This window comes from Candidatus Tumulicola sp. (genome assembly GCA_036490475.1).
Classification (GTDB): Bacteria; Vulcanimicrobiota; Vulcanimicrobiia; order Vulcanimicrobiales; family Vulcanimicrobiaceae; genus Tumulicola.
In genome coordinates, this window is sequence record DASXDT010000006.1 from 410560 (window position 1) to 431948 (window position 21389).

18 protein-coding genes are annotated in these 21389 nt (G+C 61.9%); 15 read left to right on the plus strand and 3 right to left on the minus strand.

What is annotated here, in order from left to right:
* Positions 1-112: 112 nt before the first annotated feature.
* Both VGF98_09565 and VGF98_09570 read left to right on the plus strand, forming a co-directional pair.
* On the plus strand, positions 113-2038 hold the full coding sequence (locus tag VGF98_09565; protein HEY1681871.1) for a hypothetical protein: 1926 nt from the start codon (positions 113-115) through the stop codon (positions 2036-2038).
* 8 nt (positions 2039-2046) lie between these two features.
* Complete coding sequence (locus tag VGF98_09570) at positions 2047-2874, plus strand: hypothetical protein (protein ID HEY1681872.1); 828 nt, start codon at positions 2047-2049, stop codon at positions 2872-2874.
* A 12-nt stretch (positions 2875-2886) separates the two neighbouring features.
* Here the strand turns inward: VGF98_09570 and VGF98_09575 are convergent, their stop codons facing one another.
* Positions 2887-3480 carry a hypothetical protein gene (locus VGF98_09575; GenBank protein ID HEY1681873.1) on the minus strand — a complete coding sequence of 198 codons (594 nt, stop codon included), beginning with the start codon at positions 3478-3480 and terminating at the stop codon, positions 2887-2889.
* 81 nt (positions 3481-3561) lie between these two features.
* On the opposite strand from VGF98_09575, the gene VGF98_09580 reads away from it, so the two are divergent.
* The 7 genes from VGF98_09580 to VGF98_09610 all read left to right on the plus strand — a co-directional run bounded on the left by VGF98_09580 (position 3562) and on the right by VGF98_09610 (position 13399).
* On the plus strand, positions 3562-4524 hold the full coding sequence (locus VGF98_09580; GenBank protein ID HEY1681874.1) for a glycosyltransferase family 2 protein: 963 nt from the start codon (positions 3562-3564) through the stop codon (positions 4522-4524).
* Positions 4521-5807, plus strand: coding sequence for an O-antigen ligase family protein (locus tag VGF98_09585; GenBank protein ID HEY1681875.1), 1287 nt, complete (start codon positions 4521-4523; stop codon positions 5805-5807). The genes VGF98_09580 and VGF98_09585 overlap by 4 nt, the downstream gene beginning before the upstream one ends.
* Positions 5804-7174: a hypothetical protein gene (locus VGF98_09590; protein ID HEY1681876.1), complete on the plus strand. Its 1371-nt coding sequence runs from the start codon at positions 5804-5806 to the stop codon at positions 7172-7174. Before VGF98_09585 ends, VGF98_09590 begins: the two co-directional genes overlap by 4 nt.
* Positions 7171-10692: a transcription-repair coupling factor gene (mfd, locus tag VGF98_09595; GenBank protein HEY1681877.1), complete on the plus strand. Its 3522-nt coding sequence runs from the start codon at positions 7171-7173 to the stop codon at positions 10690-10692. The genes VGF98_09590 and mfd overlap by 4 nt, the downstream gene beginning before the upstream one ends.
* Positions 10693-10819: 127 nt before the next feature.
* Positions 10820-11764 carry a peptidylprolyl isomerase gene (locus VGF98_09600; protein ID HEY1681878.1) on the plus strand — a complete coding sequence of 315 codons (945 nt, stop codon included), beginning with the start codon at positions 10820-10822 and terminating at the stop codon, positions 11762-11764.
* Positions 11765-11843: 79 nt separating this feature from the next.
* Entirely contained in the window at positions 11844-13028 is a 1185-nt protein-coding gene (gene mazG / locus VGF98_09605) for a nucleoside triphosphate pyrophosphohydrolase (GenBank protein ID HEY1681879.1), read from the plus strand.
* 11 nt (positions 13029-13039) lie between these two features.
* Positions 13040-13399 (plus strand): hotdog domain-containing protein, encoded by a 360-nt coding sequence (locus tag VGF98_09610; protein ID HEY1681880.1) that lies wholly within the window; start codon positions 13040-13042, stop codon positions 13397-13399.
* A 4-nt stretch (positions 13400-13403) separates the two neighbouring features.
* Here the strand turns inward: VGF98_09610 and VGF98_09615 are convergent, their stop codons facing one another.
* Together VGF98_09615 and VGF98_09620 are read right to left on the minus strand one after the other, a co-directional pair.
* A complete protein-coding gene (locus VGF98_09615; GenBank protein ID HEY1681881.1) occupies positions 13404-14789 on the minus strand; it encodes an MATE family efflux transporter in 1386 nt (461 codons plus the stop codon).
* Between the two features lie 5 nt (positions 14790-14794).
* Positions 14795-15244, minus strand: coding sequence for a PadR family transcriptional regulator (locus VGF98_09620; protein HEY1681882.1), 450 nt, complete (start codon positions 15242-15244; stop codon positions 14795-14797).
* 158 nt (positions 15245-15402) lie between these two features.
* Here VGF98_09620 and VGF98_09625 point away from each other — a divergent pair, with 158 nt between their 5' ends.
* The 6 genes from VGF98_09625 to gpmI are packed head-to-tail and all read left to right on the plus strand — an operon-like array spanning position 15403 to position 21056.
* The gene (locus VGF98_09625) at positions 15403-15678 is read left to right on the plus strand and encodes a S4 domain-containing protein (protein HEY1681883.1); all 276 of its coding nucleotides are present in this window, start codon (positions 15403-15405) and stop codon (positions 15676-15678) included.
* Complete coding sequence (whiA, locus tag VGF98_09630; protein HEY1681884.1) at positions 15675-16535, plus strand: DNA-binding protein WhiA; 861 nt, start codon at positions 15675-15677, stop codon at positions 16533-16535. The genes VGF98_09625 and whiA overlap by 4 nt, the downstream gene beginning before the upstream one ends.
* Positions 16536-16567: 32 nt before the next feature.
* The gene (gene gap / locus VGF98_09635; protein HEY1681885.1) at positions 16568-17581 is read left to right on the plus strand and encodes a type I glyceraldehyde-3-phosphate dehydrogenase; all 1014 of its coding nucleotides are present in this window, start codon (positions 16568-16570) and stop codon (positions 17579-17581) included.
* A gap of 6 nt (positions 17582-17587) precedes the next feature.
* Positions 17588-18769, plus strand: a complete 1182-nt coding sequence (locus VGF98_09640) for a phosphoglycerate kinase (GenBank protein ID HEY1681886.1) — start codon at positions 17588-17590, stop codon at positions 18767-18769.
* Positions 18770-18774: 5 nt separating this feature from the next.
* Positions 18775-19512, plus strand: coding sequence for a triose-phosphate isomerase (gene tpiA / locus VGF98_09645; GenBank protein HEY1681887.1), 738 nt, complete (start codon positions 18775-18777; stop codon positions 19510-19512).
* Positions 19509-21056, plus strand: a complete 1548-nt coding sequence (gene gpmI / locus VGF98_09650) for a 2,3-bisphosphoglycerate-independent phosphoglycerate mutase (GenBank protein HEY1681888.1) — start codon at positions 19509-19511, stop codon at positions 21054-21056. The genes tpiA and gpmI overlap by 4 nt, the downstream gene beginning before the upstream one ends.
* The last annotated feature ends 333 nt before the right edge of the window (positions 21057-21389 follow it).

The window sequence follows — 21389 nt, forward strand, 5'->3', positions numbered from 1 at the left end:
CGCGTTTCGGCTTATGCGGGAACGCGCCTTCCCCGCCGGGCGAGGCCGGCGATAGGATACTCAGGCTGCCGCTCCAAACCGTTGCCCATTCACTACCCGTCAGAGGATCTTCGTGCGACGTATCTCGCTCTGCTTGGCCCTTGCTCTGATGACGTTCGCGTTTGCCGCGGGCGTTGCTCGCGCCAACACGATGATGCAGTTATCGGCTTCGCACATTGCGTTTTACAACGATCAGTTCGAGCTCGAAGCAGACGGCAACGTCAGGGTGACGACCAACGACGGCTTTACGGTTACCGGCGATGCGTTCTCGATGGACCTAAAACTGAACCGCTTTTTGGTCGCGGGACACGTGACGCTGCAGTACGGCAACCAGCGCGTTTCGGGCGCCGCTATCTCCGACTTTCTCGATTTCAACCGCATCTATTTCGTGCCCGTCACGTCGGAACCGGATCGCTGGACCTTCCTCAACGGCGATCTAACGCACCCCGTTAAGGGACGCATCATGCCGGGCGACGTTTTCGCGTTTCCGACATTGCCGAAAACGCCGAGCATCGTCGCGGCGAGCGCGACGGTCGGCACGCGCAGTTTCATCCACTTCTCGGGCGCGACCGGCTACTTTGCCGGCGTAGGAGTTCCGCTCGGTTCGTACGTCATCAACTTTTCGCCCAATCAATATTTCGCGCAAAACTCGCTGACCGGCGCGAATTTCGACGCCACCTTCAACGTCGCCGGCAACAACAATTCGCTTTCGGCCGTTCACGTTCGATACGATACGTTCAACCACGCGTATCTCGCGTTCGAACAGCATTTCGTCGGCAGCCACGACTACGCGATCTTCTCGGCCAATCCGCTGACGAAAACGCAGCGTTACTTTAATTTCATCGGCTACGAAAAGCTCGGCAGCCGCTTCCAGGTTCAGACGTTCTCGCAATTATATATCGATCAGGGGATTTTCTTTCAAGCGCTGCCGTCGTCCGAAACGCAGACGACGTACGTCAACATGACGTACGCTTTTCCGCATTCGTATCTGTCCTTGGCGACAAACTTTACGAACTACAACACCCTGGGTCCCGGATCGTTTACGAATCCCGCGCCCGTCTGCACGATACCGAATCCTACAAAAGATAATCCCTCACCCAAACCGGTGTGCGTCATCAATCCGGCCGGAAACCTTTCGCATCCGACCCAGGCACAACTCACCTGGACGAGTTTCCAAAATCAAATCTTTAAGAGACTGCCGTTATTCGAGCAGACGTATTTCAGCTACGGATTCAATCACGACTCGGTCGGACAGCAGTACGCCTTGCCGATCAACATCCACGGGCTGCAGGCATTCGGAGGCCAGTGCGTTTTCTCCAAGGCCGACGGGCCGGTTCCGTGCCCGACGACCTACACGACCATCTACAATCAGATCGTAGGTTTTAATTTCTTTCTAACGTCGGTCAAAATCGGCGGGGACAACCCGTCCAAAGACTATTTTTTCAACGCGACGTTTAACAAGCAACGGCAGTACAACTCGCTGCCGCATCACATCGACAGCACGACTACCACGGGCAGTTTGAGCCGGCAATTCTCGCGCCAGGTCAACTCGTATGTCAGTTTCCAGGTGCAGAATACCGGCGACTACTATTTGCAAGGCGGTTATCAGCCGTGTACCTTCATCCAGCCCAACCCGCCGCAGCCGCCGGTGCCGTGTCCGTCGTCGTTGCAATCGTTCACGGGCGTTTCGACGTTGCGTACCTGGACGTTGGGAATTAACTACGATCCCAATCCGGACTTCAACGCGTCGCTCATCGCTCGACGTCACGCCGACTTCCCGATTCCGGAGCCCAACGTGTTTCCGCTGCCGTCGGTCAACGTGTTAGGGCAGCCGCTGTACAACGACTACCTCGGCCAGCCGCCCTACGATGTAACCGGCGACGTGCGCTTTCATTTGCTTCCGCACATGCTGGTCGACATTCAGCGCACGTACTATTTCAACTTTGGAAATATCCGTTGGAGCCCGGCCTTTATCGTACAGGTGCTACCGCAACAATGATCCGCCGCATGACGGCCGCCTTCGCGGTCATACTCGCTGTCGCGTTGCTCGCGGCTGCCCCGCAATCGATCGCGGTGACCGGGCAGTTGCTGGCATATCAGGACGGCTTCGTATTCTTTACGACCGGCGACGGTTTCCGTGCCGCACCCGGCTTGGCGATTCGTAGCATGAACGGCGGACCGACGACGCTGGTCCCGGCGCCCCGCGTCTGGGCGCGAGCCCATTTCGATCCGAGCGGGACGATTACCGAGCTGGATCTGTCACGCGATCCGCTTCCACAAGAAGGAAGTTTCGGCGACGTCGCTCGTTTTGCGGTAGCCCTATCCTCACCGGTGCCGAATCCGGATCTGCTGCCGTCAACCCCCGCTCCCGGACAGCCGCTAGTGGCGGTCCAGCACTTCTCGGGAAAACCGGTTCTGGTAACGTTCATCGTGCAAGTACCGCCCAATACGGCCTTCAACGCATCGGTCTACATCACGACCGACGCCAGCGGCTGGAATCCGCAGGCCATTCCGATGGATCGTTCCGATGCGTTGCATTATCAGATCACGCGGCGCTTGAACTCGGGCACCATCTTCCGGTATCTCTACGATCGCGGGTCGTTCCAATCGCAAGAAGCCGCCGAGAACGGCATGCAACGGACGCCGCGTCAGATCGTTGTGACCGACGCCGACGTGCGCGTTATTCGCGACACGGTGTACGCATGGACCGACGCTCTCAACGGTACGTTCAACCAGCAACCCAGCGCGCTCCCGACGCCGTACAACCCGGCGCCGTTCCCGAATCTTCCGCACGGCCTGCCAACGCCCGGCGTGCCGGGTCGACCGCCGGGCTAGACTCGCGACGGTTTAGCGAACCGTAATCGGAATCGTCGTTTCGGTCGACACGCCGCGGGTGTTGCGAGCGATCACGTGCATTTGGAACGTTCCGCGCACGAAGAACGGCAGATTCCCGATCGGATAGGTCAACGCGAAGCGTCCGATTCCGGTTTTCGCCATGCCCATTCCGAAGGTCGCGATACGAACCTCGACGCTCGCTACATTAGACGTCGTAGAAACGCTCCCGGTCACCGTGTCACCCGAATGGACGGTCGTTTCGCTAATCGAAACCGCAAGAATTTTTGGCGGGGCATCGGGCTGTACCATCGGCACCGCGACGTGCTTGGGTGAAGCGGTCGCAACGGGAACGCTGGTTTCGACCGGCGTCGGCGTCGCCGTTGGAGTCGCGGTCGGAGCTTGCGTAGGCGAAGGCGTCGCGGAGGGGGTCGAAACGGGTCGCGTTGGCGTCTGCTGAGGCGACGAGAACGGAGCCCCCGATGGGGATGGCACGGCATCCGGAGTGCTCGATGGCGGCGCCGTGCCGGTCGACGCCGTATACCGGCTGCACGCAGCTGGAACCAACACCATCGCGGCGAGCAGCATCGCGCTCCGAAGTCGCATCACAGGCCTGCGGTTTCTCGGCGCGTTGAACGGTTCCGCCCGTGGCGAGGCCGCCGCGCTCGCCCGTCGAAGCGCTCGCGAACAATGCGAGCTGCGAACGCCGATCGTCCGACGTTGAGCGTCGTCGTTCCGATGTATAACGAAGCGGGCAACGTATCGACGCTGCTCGAGCGCATCGTCGAGAACGTCGACGGCATCGAGGGCGAGCCGACTTACGAGATCCTGGTGGTCGACGACGGAAGCACCGACGGCACGGCCGACGCGGTTCGCGAAGAGTTACGGCGACGCCCCAACCTGGCACTGGTTCGGCTGTCGCGTAATTTCGGGCATCAGTTGGCTGCAACCGCCGGCATCGAGCTAGCTGCCGGGGACGCGATCGTCCTGATGGACGGCGACCTGCAAGACCCGCCGGAATTGATCGCGCAGTTCTTCGCGCGCTGGCGCGAAGGTTACGATGTGGTCTACGCCGTGCGGCGTACGCGCAAAGGTGAGAGCCCGTTCAAACTCTTCACCGCCGGGTTGTTTTACCGAACGATCAAGCGCCTGACCAAGGTGTCGATCCCAGTCGACACCGGCGATTTTCGTTTGATGAGCCGGCGCGTCGTCGAAGCGCTCCGCCGTCTGCCCGAACGCCACCGGTTTTTGCGCGGCATGGTCAGCTGGGTCGGCTACCGGCAGACCGGCGTCGAATACGACCGGGACGAACGCTCGTGGGGAGCGACCAAGTATCCCATCCCGACAATGCTACGATTTGCAATCGACGGAATTACCTCGTTCTCGGACATTCCGTTACGCTTCGCTTCGTATTTCGGGTTTTCGGTTAGCGCCATCGCATTCGTCTACGCGCTCGTCGTGGTCGTCGCCAAACTGCTGCGCATCTATCCGCCGGGCTACACGCCGGGCTGGGCGTCAACAATCGTCGCGGTGGTTTTCTTGGGCGGCGTCCAGTTGATTAGCCTTGGAATCCTCGGCGAATATTTAGGACGCATCTACGACGAAGTCAAGGGCCGCCCGCTCTATTTAATCGACGACATCGAACGCTCTTGACGTATCACCCGGTCGTCGATCGATTTGCGATTCCGGTCGTGCTCGATCCCGCGTCCGCGCTGTTTTTTGCCGTAGCCTTTATCGTAGCCGCGTTCGTAACCACGCGGCGCGCTTCGTTCGGCGTAGCGGCGCTGGTGGCGACGATGCCGTTTGCCTTCGCGCGCGACGCAGCCGGCACGACGCTAACGCTGCCGAAAATCGTGCTGCTCGGCGTCTTGACCGGTTTGACGACCTACGGCTTCCCATCGCTGCGCGCTCCGGCCCGTGCGATCGCGATTGCGATCGGCGCGTATTTGGCGGTCGTCGCCCTATCCGCGCTCGGCGCGCAACATCCGTCCGCGTCCTTGCGCGAAACCTTGAAGGTCGCTCAATATGCGTTGACGTTTCTAGCCGCCTATTGGTGCTGCCGCGTCGACGGCGACGACCGTCCGTTGATTTGGACGATTGCATTGACGGCGGTCGCGGTATCGCTGACCGCGCTGGCCCAAGAAGCGATCGGAGCGCCATCGGGACTGTTCGTCGGCAAAATCGTAGTGCCGCGCATCGCCGGCGTGCTGGAAGGTCCCAATCAACTGGCGGGCTATTTGCAGGTCGCCGTTGCAGCGCTGGGGGCCTGGACGGTCGTTCGACGTTCGGCCGTCACCGACGTGGCGCTCGCCTTCGCCGCATGCGCGGGTGTCTTGACGTTATCCCGGGCGGGATTGTTTGGTTTAGCCGTCGTCGTCGTGGTGGTCGCAGTAACAAGAGGACGCAACGCCTGGGGCGCACTGTGGCCGGCGTACGCGGGTGCGTTCGCGGGGGGAGCCATCGTTTGCGCGTGGGCGTTGTACGCGCACACCGCCAACGTGCTGCGCGTCTCGTTCGAAGAAAGCGCGTATGCCGGCGGCGTCGGCGACCGGCATGCGTTGTGGCAAGCCGCATGGCGAATGTGGCGTTCGCATCCGTGGCTCGGCGTCGGCGCTGGAAACTACGAACTCGAACTTGCCGCGTACGGCGCACCCGGCATACGCACGCACGCCAATAGTTGGTTTCTGCAATCGTTAGCGGAGGGCGGAATCGTGCTCTTCACTGCAACGATCGCGTTGCTCGCGACGATTCTCTGGTCGTTCGGACGCCGCTTGCGCGCGAGTTCTCCGTGGATCGTCGCGGCATTCGCAGCCAGCGTGGCCCTCACGCTCCATCAAATCGCCGATTATCTCGTTTTTTATCCGAAGGTTGGCGGCGCGTGGTGGCTGTTGCTGGGAGTCGCTGCGGCTTCCGCGCTTCGCACCGCGCAACCGTGATCCGCACGCGCGCTGCCGTCGCGATGGTGGCATGCGTTACGCTCGCAGCGATCGCGATGCGCGTCCTGCTGCCGCACGCTCCGCTCGGCGTGCGTGTTCAATTATCTCAGCCGCTTGTTGTTTTGACCGACGCCGGAATTTTCGGCGCGGTGCAATTGAGCATACTCGCGATCGGACTCATCGTCGCGACCGCAGCCTACCTCATGTTCATGCGCGAACTATCGAAGCGCCAAGCGCTCGATTCGCGCGCCGTTCGCCTGGCCGCACTAGCGGCGATCGGTGTGCTGACCGCCTGCTGGCTGGTTCCGGTAACATTTTCCAGCGATGTTTATGCCTATGCGGCGTACGGCGAAGCGGCGCTGCGGGGAGCGGATCCCTTCGCCCGGATCGTATCGAGCGGGACCGGTCAGATGACCGCGGCGTTGCGCATGCAATGGGGCGCTGCCGTTCCCGCCTGCGTGTACGGTTGGGGCTTCATCGCGACGGCGGCATTCGTTATGTGGCTGACGGTGCCGATGGGTCTTCTCGCCCAACTCGACGGCTTGCGTCTGACATCGTCAGCGGCAGTCTTGGCCTGTGGGGCGCTAGCATACGCTGCGTTTCCGGGCGACCGCACGACCCGATTGCGCTCGGCCGTTCTGATCGGCTGCAACCCGGTTACGTTGTGGTGCGCCGCCGAGGGGCACAACGACGCATGGGCGGCCGCGGTCGGCTTGGCCGGATGCGCGCTGGCACGAAGCCGGCCGCGGCTCGGCGCTTTTGTGGCCGGAGCCGCCGGGGCATTCAAGCTTCCGGCGATGGCCGCGGGCGCATTCGTAAGGTTCCGGAGACCGGACGTGTGGATGTCTGCGGTAGCCGGTATTGCCGTGAGTGCCGCAGCTATGTGGCCGGTCGCAGCACACTGGGCGAGCGGTTCGAACCTGCACGGCGGCTACGCTCCGCAGGCATCGCTCCAGGGCTTAACCTTCGTTCTCCTCGCGCCCGTGGCTGGATATGCAACGGCTCGAATGGCTGCAATCGTGCTGGCATCGTGCGCTGCGATCGCGTTGGGTACGGTCGGCGGCGCGCACCTGCGCCGCAGCCAGCGCGACGGCTGGGTGTTGCTGGCCTTGGCAGCTTGGTTGCTCATACCGAATCCGTATCCGTGGTACGGACTGTGGCTCACGCTGGCAGCAGCCTTGGCGCCGGCCAGCCGGGCAGCGACGGTCGTCGTATGGACGATCGCGGGATCGCTCGTACGCTACGCGCCGGATGCCGCCGGAATGCCGCCGTTTTGGGTATCCGCGATGTTGAGCGCGATCGCGATTATCCCGTATGCGTTGCTGATTCGGGCTCGGTGGTCTGCTATAATCAACGGCCCGACATGAGCACCGTTCTCGATCCAACACATTCGTACTCGTCCGCACGCGATCCAATCGTCGATGCGTTGATCGCCGCTCCGCCGGTCGACGCGTTGATCGAGCGGTTGACGCGCCTGCGCGCGTTGAGCGGGCCGAAACCGGGCGCGTACGCGTTGCACGAAACGGCGGCCGCCGCCCGCCCGGCGTTGTTGGCGGCGATACACCGGCGGCTCGGCGGAACGCTGCTGGCGGTCGTTCCTACGGTCGACGTTGCGGAACGCGCCTTCGCCGATCTTTCGTATTATCTCGGCCAAAACGAGCCCGATACGATTGCGTTAGTGCGTTCGCGCGACGAAGCGGTGGGAGCGATCGAGAGCCCGTCGGAGCGCAGCGCGCGAATGACGCTGCTGGCCGACTTACAACGTGGCGTCCCGCGCATCGTATTGGCGCCGATCGGAGCGGTCCGCCAATACATGATGCCGGCGGCGCTCTTCGCCGAGTTGCGTTTCGAAACACGCATCGGCGACGAACCCGGTTGGGAAGCGTTTCAACAACGCCTCTACCGCCTCGGCTACACGCGCGTCGACGTCGTCAGCGCCGCAGGCGAATATGCCGTGCGCGGCGGGATCGTCGATGTGTTCGCTGCCAGCGAGCCGTTGGCGACGCGCATCGAGTTTTTCGGCGACACCGTCGACAGCATCCGCCAGTTCGATCTCGGGTCGCAGCGCACGCAATCGTCGATCGACCGGGTCGACATCGTGCCGTGGAATCAAATTCCGCGCGACGACGAGTATCGTTCGCGCATCCTCGAACGCTTCGACGGACCGCCTGCAACGCGCCGTGAGTTCGAAACCGCGATGCAAGCCAACGCCGATGTGCCCGAAGCGTGGTTGTCGCTCGCATTCGAACGTCCGGAAACGCTGTTCGACTATCTTCCGACCGGCAGCGTTGTCGCGTTCGACGAACCCGCCTCGATCGCGGCAATCGCGGACGCGCTCGACCGCGAGCGCACGCGCGAGCAGCACGTGCTATTGGCCGACGTTGAGTCGGGCGAGCTTCCGGTGGACGAATCGCGCGTCGGCGAAGCCTTGTTGGCCGAAATCGCTGCTACGCACCCATCGCTCGACGATCTTGCGCGAGCTGCAGCCGACAAGGCTACCCTGATCGTACCGGGTGCGATCGAAAATGCCGGGGTAACGCAGTGGCTACCGCCGGTCATCGAGCGATTTGCGCTCGAGTGCCGGCCTGCCGAACATTTCAACCGACAGATCGAGCTCTTTTCCCGCAGCGTGCGCGAAGCGGTCGAGGACCACGAGCGCGTTGCGATCGTTACGTCGGCCGTCGGCCGAACCAACGATTTGCTGCGCGCCGCCGGAGTGCCCGAGGGCGGAGCAACGGTCGTCGCGGGAAGCATCGAAGCCGGCTTTAGCGTTCCGTCGTTGCAGTTGCGCGTGCTGGGCGATCGCGAAATTTTCGGAGCGCCGCCCAAGCGCGTCAAAATGCGGGCCATTAAAGAGGGCGTACCCGTCACCCTCGGCGATCTCAAAGTCGGGGACTTCGTCGTCCACGCAGTACACGGCATCGGCCAGTACCTCGGGTTACGCGCAGAGACCGTGCTCGGCGCTACGCAGGATTACCTCGACCTGCGTTACGCCGGCAGCGATCGTATGCTCGTACCGGTGACGCAGATGCATCAAGTCACCAAATATACTGCGGCCGAGGGCCAGCTGCCGCGGCTTTCAAAAATGGGCGGCGCCGATTGGGCGCGGACCAAGACGCGCGTTTCCGAATCGTTAGCGAAAATTGCCGATGGATTGGTCGAACTGTACGCCGAGCGCGAACTTTCCAGCGGCTACCGCTTTGCCGTCGACACGACATGGCAAGTCGAAATGGAAGAAGCGTTTCCGTACGAGTTGACCGTCGATCAACGCTCGGCCATCGAGGCGACCAAACGCGACATGGAAGCCGCCAAACCGATGGACCGGTTGATTTGCGGCGACGTGGGCTACGGTAAAACAGAAGTCGCGATGCGCGCTGCGTTCAAGGCGGTCGCCGACAAGAAGCAAGTGGCGGTGTTGGTGCCGACGACATTACTCGCGGACCAGCATTACCGTACGTTCGGCGCACGTTTCGGCGGATTTCCATTGCGCATCGAAGAGTTATCGCGCTTCAAGACGCGTGCCGAACAGCGCGTTACCATCCGCGATCTGGCACTCGGCAAGGTCGACATCGTGATCGGAACGCACCGGCTCTTGCAGAAGGACGTCGTCTTCGCCGATCTCGGATTGATCGTCGTCGACGAAGAGCAGCGCTTCGGCGTAATGCACAAGGAACGTTTGAAGGAGTATCGCGCCGGCGTCGACGTGCTGACGCTCTCGGCAACGCCGATTCCGCGGACGCTGCATATGGCGCTCCTCGCGGTTCGCGATCTTTCGCTGATTCAAACGCCTCCCAAGAACCGTATGTCGATCAAGACGCTGGTGGTGCCGGCCGGCGATGCGGTGGTTTCGCACGCGATCAATGCCGAGCTCGACCGCGGCGGCCAGATCTATTACCTACACAACCGGATCGAATCGATCTATGCGCTGAAGGCCGCGCTCCAGAAGCTCGTGCCACGCGCGCGCATCGGCATCGGACACGGACAGATGCGCGAATCCGAGCTCGAACCGGTGATGCAGGCGTTTATCGACGGTCAACTCGACGTGCTGCTGGCCACGACGATCATCGAAAATGGGATCGACATTCCCAACGTCAACACGATGGTCGTCAACGATGCCGATCGCTTCGGCCTCGCGCAACTGTACCAGTTGCGCGGGCGCGTCGGCCGTTCGAACCATCAAGCCTACTGCTATTTGCTGTATCAGGGGCACAAGTCGTTGGGCGACGATGCCAAGGCGCGACTCGAAGCGATTCGAGAGTTCACGCATCTGGGTTCGGGCTTGCAGATCGCGATGCGCGACCTCGAGATTCGCGGAGCCGGCAATTTGCTGGGCGCGGCGCAATCCGGATTCATCGCGTCGGTGGGCTTCGAAACGTACTGCGAAATGCTGGCAGAAGCGATCGCCGCTCGTCGCGGCGCGGGGTCCGGCATCGAACAACGCCGTGAGGCCGTGATCGACGTAAAGATCAGCGCTTTTATTCCGAGCGATTACATTCCGCAAGTCTCGCAAAAGATCGGCGTCTACCAGCAACTCGCCAAAGCCCGCAGCGAAGCCGACGTCGACGAGATCGCGGCCGGCGTGCGCGACCGATTCGGCCCGTTCCCCAAGCCGCTCGAACATTTGGTCGAACTAACGAAGTTGCGCGCCGTCGCGCTCGCCAAGCACGTTACGCGCGTTGTGATCGATGAAGAACGATTGACGTTGGGTGTTGGTTCGGGCTTCAGTCTGGCGCCCGAAGCGATCTCGAAATTTCAATCGCTCACGAAGAATCGATTCCGAATCGGCGAGGGCAAAATGACGGTCGATTTGCCGTCGGCCGGCGGAAGCAGGCGGGCGGAGGGCGCGTGGATGCCACTGCTCCGCAGCCTCTTAGAAGCGATGTAGTCTCATGAAATCCACAGATTAGGCGCTCCGAAAGGACCTGGGATATTCCGCTCGAACCGGTCGGTCTTAACGTGGGGCGCTCTGCCCCGCGCTTACTACGCACTGACTTTTCCCTGTGGAGCCGACCATGTCGAAAGCCCAACGCCTTATCGCGGGCATCGCGTCCTTAGTCCTCGCAGCCGGTTTGACGGCTTGCGCGACCGGTGGAGCGGTGGCCACGGTGAACGGCGAAAATATTAGCACTGCCGCATTTCAGGACAAACTCGAAGCGAGCCCAGGCGCGCGCAACACCCTGCAGCAGATGGTGCAGGAAACCCTGATCATGCAGTACGCCAAGAGCAACAATATTAACGTCACCGATCAAGACGTTTCCGTCCGCGAAGACGAGCTGAAAGCCAACTTCCCGAACGGGTCGTGGAGTGAGATGCTGAAGGCCCGCGGTTTGAGCGAGGCCGACGTCCAGCAGGCGTTGCGCGAACAAATCATCCTCGATAAGGCGCTGGCCAAACAAGTAACCATCACGCCGGCCCAAATCAAGACGTACTTCGATAAGAATCACGCTGCGTACGACAAGCCCGAATCGGTGCAAGCGCGCCACATCCTGGTCGCCAACCTCGAAACGGCTCAAAAAGTCGAAGCAGCCCTGAAGTCGGGTCAAGACTTTGCAGCGGTAGCCAAGCAATACTCGGTCGATCCCGGCAGCAAAGACAAGGGTGGCGAACTCGGCACGTTCAAGCGCGGACAAATGGTTCCGGCGTTCGACAAAGTCGCGTTCTCGGCGCCGATCAACCAGATCAGCCCGCCGGTGAAATCGCAGTTCGGCTATCACATCATTCAGGTCGAAGCCCGCACGCCCGCGCAGACCGCTACGCTCGCCAGCGCGACGCCGCGCATCGAAGAAGCGTTGCGTCAGCAGCAGGAAGCACCGCTGATTCAGCCATTCCTGCAGAACCTTCAGCAGAAGGCGCAGATCAAGGTCAACGATCCGCGCTTCGCCGATCTGTTCCCGCCGCCCATGCCGATGCCGGGCGGAACCGGAGCGGCGCCGGCAGCGTCGCCGTCCGGAATGTAACCAACCCGACGTCGCATGTTCGAAAGGCCCCGGCAAATCGCCGGGGCCTTTTTTATGCTGCCACGAAGCGCACGCACGTATGGTGCTGTCGATCGTCGGCCTCGGTCCCGGAGAGTCGCAGTTTCTGAGCGTTGGCGCACTCGAAGCGCTGCGCGCGGCCGCGTGCGCGGCGGTAATCGGTGCGCCCGCCGACCTGCGCGCTTATCTTCGCTCCAACGGTGTAGACCTCGACGGTGATTTGATCCTCGATGAAGCCGGTCTGGCGTCGGGCGCAAGCGCGGCCGTCGCGCAGTTCGCTCATCGCATTTCGGGACTCGACGGCGTTGCGTTGGGCGTACTCGGCCATCCGCTGACCGATTTTGCCGGCCTGCCGGAACTGGTGCGCGAGCTGGAAGCTCGCGGAGATTCCGTCGCGATCGTGTCGGGCATGCCGCGCGCAACGCTCTCCGCCTCGATGTCGATCCCGCTCGTGCCGCTGCCCGCACCGTCCGCGCATTACAGTTGGGACGATCTGGTCGAAGTGATGGCGCGTCTGCGAGCCGGATGCCCGTGGGATCGCGAGCAAACCCACCGCAGTTTGGTACCGTACTTGATCGAAGAAACGTACGAAGTCGTCGAAGCGATCGAAAACGAAGACAATGAGGGCCTGTGCGAAGAGTTGGGCGATTTGCTGTTGCAGATCGTTTTCCACGCACAGCTCGGTGCCGAAACCGCGACGTTTACCGTTGCCGACGTCATCGACGCGTTGGCCAACAAAATGGTACGCCGCCACCCGCACGTATTCGGCGACGCCGAAATTCGTGACGTCGACGCACAGTGGGTCAACTGGGAGAAGCTGAAAGCGCTCGAGGCTACCGGTAAGAAGCGCCGTAGCCGCTTGGACGGCATTCCGCGTGCGCTCGGCGCGCTGCAACGCGGACAACGCATGCAAGAGAAAGCGTCGCGCGTCGGGTTCGATTGGAAAAGCGTCGACGGCGTGCTCGACAAGCTCGACGAAGAACGGCGCGAACTTGCCGTCGCTCGCGAAGAGGCGAACCCCGACGGCGTCCGCGAAGAGTTGGGCGACGTGCTGTTTACGCTCGTCAATCTCGCGCGCTCGCTCGGCGTGGACGCCGAAGCCGCCATGCGCGAGGCAAACGAAAAGTTCTATCGTCGCTTCCGCTTCATGGAAGAGGATGCCGCACGCAAAGGCCGGCCGCTGGCCGAGATGTCGATCGAGGAGCTCGAAGAGTTATGGCAGCAAGCCAAGACGCAAGCAGCATAATCCGTTTGCGCATGAGTGCGCACGACGCACACTACGGTGGGAATTTGGTCGACGGCGCCCGTATGCTGTCGTTGTTCGGCGACGTCGCAACGGAATTGTTAATCCGCATGGACGGCGATGAAGGCCTGTTCGTCGCCTACGATCGGGTGGAGTTCCTCGCGCCGGTGTTCGCCGGGGACTACGTGGAAGCCGAAGGCCGGATCGTTTCGGTCGGCCGCACGTCGCGCACGATGGAGTTTGAAGCCCGCAAAGTGATCGCCGCTCGCCCCGATATCGACGATAGCGCGGCCGACGTCCTAAATCCACCGGTCGTCGTGTGCCGGGCTTCGGGGACGTGCGTCACGCCGGCCGCCAAGAAGCGCATTCCGTAAAACCTTAAACCAGACGCTCGTGGGTACGGCGTTTCCAGACGAACTCGTAGTAGCTGAACTGCAATACCAGACCGCTGCAGAACGCGATCGGATAGCCCATCCAGACGCCGGGCAATCCGAAGTGGCGCATTAAGAGATAGGCGGCCGGCACTTCGATGCACCAGATCGAAACAACGCTGATCGTCGTGGGCCATAACACCGCTCCGCTGCCGCGCATGACGCCGCTGAGAACTGCGTTGTTGCCGAATATTACGTAGCTCCATAGCGTGATCGTCAGCAAACCGTGGGCGATCGCTAGCGTCCGTTCGCTAACGATAAACCATCCGAGAATATCCCAAGCGAACACATAGCATAGAGCGACCAGCACGATGCCCATGATGTAGTTCAAGCCGACCGCATTGCGGACGACCGATCCGAGCTTATCCTCGCGGCGCGCGCCGATGCACTGCGCGGCGAAGATCGACGCGGTGATACCGATCGAGATGGCTGGAAACTGCACGTAGCTGACGACTTGGTTGACGGCACCATACGCAGCCGTGGCATCCGAACCGAAACGGTTGACGAACCCCAGCAAGGCGATTTCGGCCAACGAAACCATCATGATTTGGAAGCCGGTAGGAACGCCGATTCGTATGACCGTTCGTAGAATCGTCCAGTCGACCAGCATATCCGACAGCGTTTCGCGATCGAATTTTAGCGGATGATTCTGGCGATGCAACGTCCACAGAAGCCACGCAAACGCGCCGCCGTTGGCGAACAATCCCGCCACCGCGGCCGAGACGACCCCCAACTTAGGAAAGCCGAACCAGCCCAGGATAAACAACGGCGTGATGACGACGATCAGCAGCGTCGAAACGATCAATGCATAGAGCGGCGTTGTGGTGTCACCGGTGCCGCGTAGAAACGTCGTGTACGCGATATACGTGAAGATGACCGGCATCGTAAGAAATACGACCTTCGCGTACGCATCCGATTGCGCCAAAATATTGGCCGGCGTTGCGAGCAGCCCCAAGATCCAGGGCGAGACGAGGAAACCGATGACGGCGACCGCGATGCCCATGTATAAGGCGGCGCCGAGCACGGTGCCCGCAATTTTTTTGACCTTGGTATGGTTGCCGGCCCCGAACGCCTGGCCAATCAAAACGCTGCCGCCGCTCGCGATTCCAATGAAAAACGAGATGAGCAAAAACAGTAGCGGGAAGACCGCCGACATCGCGCCCAGCGAAGCCGTTCCGAGCAGCCGCCCGATCCAAACGCTGGCAACGGTCTGCGATGCCGCTTGCAGCACGTTGCTAAGCATCAGCGGCACCAAAAAGACGAGCATCGTACGCCACATGGGCCGCTGCTCGTCGAAGATGTTGACCCCGCGACGAGCGGCGGCCTGAGCCATGGCGGTTACTCCTGGGCGAGCAGCGTGTAGATCTCTTTACGCGCCCGGTCGAGCAGTTCGCGGACGTGCTCTACCGTCTCCGGCTTGGAGTCGCGGCCGATTTGCGCGACCGCTTGCATTAAGCGACCGGCGGCACTGCGTAACTCGTTGCCTTCGCCCATCTCGGGCGCATCGTCATCGGCATCTCCGAAGAAGCCGTGACGCATCGGACCATGCTCGCTGAGATGCTTACGCCCCTCCTCGGTGATCTCGTATATGCGCCGGTCGCCCTCGTCGCGTCCGGCAATCAGACCCTCTTCCTCAAGGGTGGTCAGAATCGGGTAGATCGACCCGCCGCCGCCGCCCCAGCCTCTACGACGAAAGTCTTGAATCAAGTCGTAGCCGTGGCCCGGATCGTCGGCCAGCCGCTTTAAAATGACGAATTTTAGAATCCCGCGCTTGAATCGACGGCCCATATGCCGCAAGTGTCCGCCGAAGTCTTCGCCGAATCCGCCTCGGTGGTGATGATGAATATGTTCTCTCATGTCGATACAGTATTTGATATATCGATATCTGTCAACATCTGTCGGGGCGAGAAGCGGGACGCAGGGCCGCCGGCGGTGTAGCCACGCGAGTGCGGCTCGATAAATTTATGAAGGTTTCGCGGCTTTCGCGCCGGCGCAGCGAGGCACACGAAGCGCTCGAACACGGCCGCATTACCAAAGATGGCAAACCGCTAAAACCAGGCTATCAAGTAAAACAGGGCGACATCATCGATATCCATTACGCGACGCGATTCGTAACCGTCATCATACGAGACGTTCCGTTACGCGTCACGCCATCGGTCAAGCCGGCCGATTTGTACGATGTCGTTTCCACTCGCCGGGACGACCCGGCCGACTGGGCGTGACCGGCAGCGACGTCAAGGACTCGCTGGCGCGCGAGATTCCGGAGTGCGCCGGCTGCCGCAATGCGTTGGGCGATGCACTCATTCTGTACGGCGCTCGCGACGGACGATTCGTGGCACACCGCCCGGCGGTGGCACGGCTTTTCTGGTCGCTGCTGGGCGCCGACCGAAAACAGCATCCGATTCGACGGCTGCCGCCTTCTAGACTCGGCCTGTCCGGGTTCGAGATCGCGGTACCGGATAGCCGGTCGACGGCGCCGCCGGTACCGTCGCGCCGCTGCGAGCGTTCGGCTGAGATTCGCGGTGCATTTTTGGCCTGTGGCACGTTGACGGCCGCCGGCCGCGGCTATCATCTGGAGTTCGTCCCGCAGGACGGGCGTGCCGTACGCCTGGCGCGGCTGCTGCAGCCGTTCGGCGTGCCCAAGCGCGGGCATCGCAACCGGCGCGAAACGTTGTATTACAAAGACTTCGAGGCCATCGCCGGCGTACTCGCCGCAATGGGCGCCCACGCCGCGGTTCTCGCGCTCGAGGACCTGCGCGCGCTGCGCGAGACCAAGAATCGCGTGCACCGATTGGTCAACTCCGAAGCCGCCAATCTGCAACGAACCGCCGCGGCAGCGGCCACGCAGAGCGAGTCGGCCCGCATTCTCGCGCAGGCGATCGGTCTCGAAACGCTGCCCTCCGCCCTTCGAGAAATTGCCGAGCTTCGACTCGAGCATCCGGACGAATCGTTGGCGGAACTCGGGCGCCGCTGCCGGCCGCCGGTCGGCAAACCCACCGCCAGCGGACGTCTGGCATCGTTGCGCCGGATGGCCGAGCGGGTACGAACCGGGCAGGGGCCCGTCAAGCAGGCCCGGTAAATCGACGCGTTCTCACTTCACGGAGCATTGCATTGCGTATCGGAATTAACGGCTTCGGCCGCATCGGCCGGAACTTCGCCAAGGCGCTGATCGAGCATCACCCCGACATCGAAATTGCGGCAGTCAACGACCTCACCAGTGCCGCCGAGTGCGCGCACCTCTTCAAGTACGACAGCAACTACGGGACGTATCCGGGAGACGTTTCGTCATCTGGCGATTCCATCAAGATCGACGATCGAACGATCGCGGTGACCGCCGAGCGCGATCCAGCCAAGCTGCCGTGGGGTAAACTGGGCGTCGATGTGGTGATCGAGTCGACCGGACTGTTCACCGACGCCGCCAAAGCGCGCGCGCACATCGACGGCGGCGGCGCCAAAAAAGTGCTGATCTCTGCACCGGCCAAGGGCGAAGATCTCACGGTGGTGCTGGGCGTCAACGATGGCCAGTACGATCCGCAAAAGCACAACGTCATTTCGAACGCGTCGTGCACGACCAACTGCTTGGCGACGGCCGTCAAGCCGATCGTGGATCATCTCGGATGGGTGAAAGGTTTTATGACGACCATTCACTCGTATACGAACGATCAGAACATTCTCGACGCTCCGCATAAAGATTGGCGTCGCGCGCGCAACGCCGCGACCAACATCATCCCGACGTCGACCGGCGCGGCCAAAGCGCTCTATCTAACGATTCCCGAAGTGCAAGGAACGTTCGACGGATTCGCGTTACGCGTACCGACGCCGACCGTTTCGATGATCTATCTCGTCGTTCAAACGAAAAAAGAAACGACCCGGGAAGAGCTCAACGGCATCTTGCGCGATGCAGCCAACGGCCCGATGTCGCGCTACGTCAGGTTCACCGAAGAGGAGTTGGTGTCGTCCGATTTCAAACGCGATCCGCACAGTTCCATCATCGATGGTAAGCTCACCAACGTAATGGGCGACTTGATTCAAGTCGCGGCATGGTACGACAACGAGTGGGGCTACTCGTGCCGTCTCGCCGATCTCACCGACATCGTTCTCAAAACGCTTCCAGCGCCGAAATAGCAGCGCATGGCGCTGCGCTTCATGAACGAGCTGGACGTCCGCGGCAAGCGCGTTCTGCTTCGGGAAGATCTGAATGTGCCGATGGACGGCGCGCGAGTGGCCGATTACACTCGGATCGACGCGGCGCTGCCGACGCTGCGCGCGTTGCACGACCGGGGTGCGCGAACGATCGTTCTCTCGCATCTCGGCCGGCCCGACGGCACGCCCGACCCGAAATACTCGTTGTGGCCGGTCGCGCAGGCGTTGTCCGAACGATTAGGGTTGCCGGTGGCATTTGCGGACGATTGCGTCGGACCGCAGGCGCAGGTGGCGGTCGCCGCACTGCACGACGGCGATCTGCTGTTGCTCGAAAACGTGCGCTTTCACGCCGGAGAGGAGCGCAACGATCCGTCCTTCGTCGCGCAACTCGCGGCATTGGGCGACGTCTACATCAACGACGCGTTCGGCACGGCGCATCGCGCGCATGCTTCGACCGAAGGGTTGGCGCACGCGCTCCCGCACGCCGCCGGACTGTTGATGCAAAGCGAACTGGACGCACTGCGCAAGCTCACGGATCGTCCTGCCAAACCGTTCGTCTGCGCGATTGGCGGCTCGAAAGTAGCCGATAAAATTGGTGTGTTCACCCACTTGATCGAATTGGTCGACGCGTTTTGCATCGGTGGCGGAATGGCCAACACGTTCTTAGCGGCCGAAGGAGTGCCGGTCGGCAAGTCGTTGCGCGACGCCGATCTGGAACCGGCGCTCGCCATCCTATCGCTCGCTCGGCGAAGCGGCGTCGCCTTGCATCTGCCCATCGACGCCGTCACCGGCAGCGGAGTCGACGATCCGTCGCCCCGAACCGTTTCGACCGCGGCAGTCGCCGCCAACGACATGATCCTCGACATCGGTCCGGCAAGTGCGAAGGCGTACGCAAACGTGATCGAACGCGCCAAAACCATCGTGTTTAACGGGCCGATGGGCGTGTACGAAAAGCCGGCGTTTCGCGCCGGCACGCAGGTGGTGGGTGAAGCCATCGCGCGCGCGACGCGGCGCGGCGCACTCAGCGTCGTCGGCGGCGGCGACGCAGCGGCAGCCGCCCATATGCTGGGCTTCGCGGATGACGTTTCGCACGTATCCACCGGCGGTGGCGCGACGCTAGAATACTTGGAAGGCCGCGTGCTGCCGGGCGTCGCGGCATTGGAAAGCTGACGCGCGTGCCGCGTACGATCGTCGCCGGCAACTGGAAAATGCATAAAACAGCCGCCGATACGATGGCCTATCTCGACGTATTGTTGGCCGAACTCGAACAAACGCCGCCGCACGTCGACGTCATGCTCGCTCCCCCTTTCACGGCGCTTGCCGCCGCCTCGGCCCGGCTCGCGGGCTCGCGCGTACTGCTCGGCGCCCAAACGATGCATTGGGAGTTGGAAGGCCCGTACACCGGCGAAATTAGCGCACCGATGCTCGAAGAGTTCGGCGTAACGTGGGTGATCCTCGGGCACTCCGAACGGCGCGCGGCATGCGGTGAAACCGATCGAACGGTCAATTTGCGATTGCACGCCGCGCTCGCGCAGCAACTGCTGCCGGTCGTCGCGGTCGGAGAAACGGCTGCCGAACGTGCCGCAGGCGCGGCAGACGAACGCGTCGTTCACCAAACGCGCGCCGCGCTCGCCGGAATCCCCAACGAATCGCTACAACGCATCGCGCTGGCGTACGAGCCGGTATGGGCTATCGGCACCGGCAACAACTGCGATCCAGACGAAGCCGATCGGATGATGCACCTGATTCGCAACGCGGTTCCCGGCTTAGAAGAAACGCCGATTCTCTACGGCGGCAGCATGAAGGCCGCCAACGTCGCCGATTACACCGCCAAACCGAACATCAACGGCGGCTTGATCGGCGGAGCGTCGCTCGACCCCCGCGGCTTCGCAGATTTAATTCGCCGAGCGTGACAGCGAATCGCCCCCTGGTCCTCGCCATTCTCGACGGCTGGGGTTGCGCGGACGCCGGTCGCGGCAACGCGATCGACGCAGCCTCAACGCCGCATTGGGACGCACTCCTAGCGCGCTATCCTCACACCACGCTGGAAGCTTCCGGCGTCGACGTGGGCTTGCCCGCGGGAATCATGGGCAATAGCGAAGTCGGCCATTTGAATTTAGGCAGCGGCCGCGTCGTTCCGCAAGGGTTGGTCGTCATCGACGAGGACGTCGCGTCCGGCGCGCTGGGCCGCAATCCGGTATTGACTGAGGCGATCGAGCACGTACGCCGTACCGGCGGAACGCTACACTTGATGGGGTTGCTATCGGACGGTTGCGTGCACAGCTCGCTCGGGCATCTGTTCGCGCTCATCGACGCGGCGGTGGACGCCGGCGTGCGGGTCGCGATCGACGCATTTCTGGACGGCCGCGATACGCCGCCGCGTTCCGCGCAAACCTACGTCGCGCGGCTCGAAGAACAACTCGCCGGCAGAGGCCGGCAAGGCGCAATCGCGAGCGTGTCCGGACGTTTCTATGCGATGGATCGCGACAAGCGATGGGACCGCACGCGAATGGCATACGATATGCTCGTCCACGGCAATGCGGCCCACCATGCCGCCACCGCCGCAGAGGCGGTCGATGCCGCGTACGCGCGCGGCGAAGACGACGAGTTCGTCGTGCCGTGCATCGTCGGCGCGGCACGTCCGGTACGCGATGGCGATTCGTGCGTCTTCTTCAACTTTCGCCCGGATCGTGCCCGTCAGTTGACGAGCGCGATCGATGCCGGAACTCCGGCCTACCGGCACGGCGAGTTCGAAGCGTTCGTACCCAAAGAATTTCGCGATTTGTACTTTACCACGATGACGAAGTACGAGGAGCATTACAAAAACCCGGTGTTGTTCGGCCCGCGCCCGCAGTACGACACGTTCGGCGACGTACTTGCTTCACACGGGCTTCGCCAGCTGCGCCTAGCCGAGACCGAAAAGTACGCGCACGTTACCTATTTTTTCAACGGCGGCCGCGAAGGCGAATTGACCGGTGAAACGCGTAGGCTGGTGCCGTCGGACCGTTCGGTTGCGACCTACGACCTCGCCCCGGAAATGCGAGCGAATGAAATTACGACCGAAGCGATCGCTGCGATCGAGAGCGGAACCTACGATGCGATCGTGATGAACTATGCGAACGCCGACATGGTCGGGCATACCGGTAAATGGCAGCCGACGGTGCGCGCGGTCGAAATCCTCGACGATTGCATCGATCGTTTAGCACGCGCGGTATTGGCGGCCGGAGGAACGCTCGTGATTACGGCCGATCACGGCAACGCCGAAGAGAAGATCGACGCAGACGGAAATCCGTTGACCGCGCACACCACCAACCGCGTTCCGCTCGTCATCGTAGGCAACGAATCGAACTTCGCACTTGCATCCGGCGGACGCTTAGCCGACGTCGCGCCGACGCTGTTGCATCTGATGGGCGTCGACGTTCCCGAAGCCATGACGGGTCGCGACCTTCGCGCATAACGATGACTACGGTCGTCGCGCGCTTGGCGAACAAAGCGCCAACGTTTGTATTTCTCAGCGAAATCACTGCAGATGTCCAGACCGTTATCAGTAATATGTGATTAAACATAAGGAGCGCACCGAAACAGGGAGGCTGCTCCGAATGGACGAGCGTTTAGTAACCGAAGATCGCGGCGTAGCGATACTCGCAAGAGCGATGGTCTGGTTCACCCTCATTGGATCCGCAACAGTAGCCGTCGCATTCGCGGCGCACCTCCGCTGACGTACCGCCCCGTCATGACGGCGAAGCCACCTGGACGTTCGGAACGTTCCCCACCACGACTACGCGTGTGT

Excerpts from the sequence above, each read along its gene's own strand:
- VGF98_09600 (HEY1681878.1), top strand. The coding sequence starts at position 10,820 with ATGTCGAAAGCCCAACGCCTTATCGCGGGCATCGCGTCCTTAGTCCTC.
- VGF98_09580 (HEY1681874.1), top strand. The coding sequence starts at position 3,562 with ATGCGAGCTGCGAACGCCGATCGTCCGACGTTGAGCGTCGTCGTTCCG.
- VGF98_09620 (HEY1681882.1), bottom strand. The coding sequence starts at position 15,244 with ATGGGCCGTCGATTCAAGCGCGGGATTCTAAAATTCGTCATTTTAAAG.
- VGF98_09570 (HEY1681872.1), top strand. The coding sequence starts at position 2,047 with ATGACGGCCGCCTTCGCGGTCATACTCGCTGTCGCGTTGCTCGCGGCT.
- mfd (HEY1681877.1), top strand. The coding sequence starts at position 7,171 with ATGAGCACCGTTCTCGATCCAACACATTCGTACTCGTCCGCACGCGAT.
- VGF98_09615 (HEY1681881.1), bottom strand. The coding sequence starts at position 14,789 with ATGGCTCAGGCCGCCGCTCGTCGCGGGGTCAACATCTTCGACGAGCAG.
- VGF98_09610 (HEY1681880.1), top strand. The coding sequence starts at position 13,040 with ATGAGTGCGCACGACGCACACTACGGTGGGAATTTGGTCGACGGCGCC.
- VGF98_09640 (HEY1681886.1), top strand. The coding sequence starts at position 17,588 with ATGGCGCTGCGCTTCATGAACGAGCTGGACGTCCGCGGCAAGCGCGTT.
- mazG (HEY1681879.1), top strand. The coding sequence starts at position 11,844 with ATGGTGCTGTCGATCGTCGGCCTCGGTCCCGGAGAGTCGCAGTTTCTG.